The 1,638-nt window shown below is 52.5% G+C and carries 1 rRNA gene; it reads left to right on the top strand.

Annotated features, from left to right (window positions below):
* Positions 1-78 precede the first annotated feature (78 nt).
* Positions 79-1,631: ribosomal RNA gene (locus tag EJ063_RS20205) — 16S ribosomal RNA — on the top strand.
* The last annotated feature ends 7 nt before the right edge of the window (positions 1,632-1,638 follow it).

The following is a 1,638-nucleotide window of genomic DNA, read 5'->3' as shown; positions in this document are numbered from 1 at the left end:
CGATAATAGCTTTAAAATTACATTAGTAGTTTTGAAGTCAGTATTCATTGAGTCAGTCCTTAGGGACATCAAAATCTTAAATTGAAGAGTTTGATCATGGCTCAGATTGAACGCTGGCGGCAGGCCTAACACATGCAAGTCGAGCGGAAACGACTTAACTGAACCTTCGGGGAACGTTAAGGGCGTCGAGCGGCGGACGGGTGAGTAATGCCTGGGAAATTGCCCTGATGTGGGGGATAACCATTGGAAACGATGGCTAATACCGCATAATAGCTTCGGCTCAAAGAGGGGGACCTTCGGGCCTCTCGCGTCAGGATATGCCCAGGTGGGATTAGCTAGTTGGTGAGGTAAGGGCTCACCAAGGCGACGATCCCTAGCTGGTCTGAGAGGATGATCAGCCACACTGGAACTGAGACACGGTCCAGACTCCTACGGGAGGCAGCAGTGGGGAATATTGCACAATGGGCGCAAGCCTGATGCAGCCATGCCGCGTGTATGAAGAAGGCCTTCGGGTTGTAAAGTACTTTCAGCAGTGAGGAAGGTGGTGYWGTTAATAGCWGYATCATTTGACGTTAGCTGCAGAAGAAGCACCGGCTAACTCCGTGCCAGCAGCCGCGGTAATACGGAGGGTGCGAGCGTTAATCGGAATTACTGGGCGTAAAGCGCATGCAGGTGGTTCGTTAAGTCAGATGTGAAAGCCCGGGGCTCAACCTCGGAATWGCATTTGAAACTGGCGGACTAGAGTACTGTAGAGGGGGGTAGAATTTCAGGTGTAGCGGTGAAATGCGTAGAGATCTGAAGGAATACCGGTGGCGAAGGCGGCCCCCTGGACAGATACTGACACTCAGATGCGAAAGCGTGGGGAGCAAACAGGATTAGATACCCTGGTAGTCCACGCCGTAAACGATGTCTACTTGGAGGTTGTGGCCTTGAGCCGTGGCTTTCGGAGCTAACGCGTTAAGTAGACCGCCTGGGGAGTACGGTCGCAAGATTAAAACTCAAATGAATTGACGGGGGCCCGCACAAGCGGTGGAGCATGTGGTTTAATTCGATGCAACGCGAAGAACCTTACCTACTCTTGACATCCAGAGAAYTTTCCAGAGATGGATTRGTGCCTTCGGGAACTCTGAGACAGGTGCTGCATGGCTGTCGTCAGCTCGTGTTGTGAAATGTTGGGTTAAGTCCCGCAACGAGCGCAACCCTTATCCTTGTTTGCCAGCGAGTAATGTCGGGAACTCCAGGGAGACTGCCGGTGATAAACCGGAGGAAGGTGGGGACGACGTCAAGTCATCATGGCCCTTACGAGTAGGGCTACACACGTGCTACAATGGCGCATACAGAGGGCAGCAAGCTAGCGATAGTGAGCGAATCCMAAAAAGTGCGTCGTAGTCCGGATTGGAGTCTGCAACTCGACTCCATGAAGTCGGAATCGCTAGTAATCGTGGATCAGAATGCCACGGTGAATACGTTCCCGGGCCTTGTACACACCGCCCGTCACACCATGGGAGTGGGCTGCAAAAGAAGTAGGTAGTTTAACCTTCGGGAGAACGCTTACCACTTTGTGGTTCATGACTGGGGTGAAGTCGTAACAAGGTAGCCCTAGGGGAACCTGGGGCTGGATCACCTCCTTATACGATG

Source organism: Vibrio aquaticus (genome assembly GCF_003970385.1).
GTDB classification, from domain to species: domain Bacteria; phylum Pseudomonadota; class Gammaproteobacteria; order Enterobacterales; family Vibrionaceae; genus Vibrio; species Vibrio aquaticus.
Note: the sequence above shows the minus strand (reverse complement) of the source record. Positions and strands in the feature narration are given on the sequence as shown.